Raw genomic sequence first — 452 nt, 5'->3', positions numbered from 1 at the left:
CAACGAAGTCAAAGATTCTCGTTTCACCGTTCAGACGGCCTGAGAATTATCCAAACAAGCAAAAAATTTCCAAACCCAATTTCAAAAGAGTATCCCTATGGCAGGCAACACCTTCGGACAAATCTTTACCGTTACCACTTTCGGCGAAAGCCACGGCGCAGGCTTGGGCTGCATTATCGACGGCTGCCCGTCCGGATTAGAATTGAGCGAAGCGGATATCCAATATGACCTTGACCGCCGCAAACCCGGCACCAGCCGCCACGTTACCCAACGCCGCGAAGCCGACCAAGTCGAAATCCTCTCCGGCGTATTCGAAGGCAAAACCACCGGTACACCTATCGCCCTCCTAATTCGCAATACCGACCAACGCAGCAAAGACTATGGCAATATCGCCACCAGCTTCCGCCCCGGACATGCCGATTACACCTACTGGCATAAATACGGTACACGCG

1 protein-coding gene is annotated in these 452 nt (G+C 52.7%); it reads left to right on the top strand.

From position 1 onward, the window contains the following. Positions 1–97: 97 nt before the first annotated feature. Positions 98–452: chorismate synthase (locus tag ACTHUR_RS20660; RefSeq protein ID WP_440400665.1), on the top strand; the 355-nt coding region annotated here is incomplete at its 3' end.

This window comes from Neisseria sp. P0021.S007 (assembly GCF_051956855.1).
This window is presented reverse-complemented; position numbering and strand designations above follow the sequence as displayed.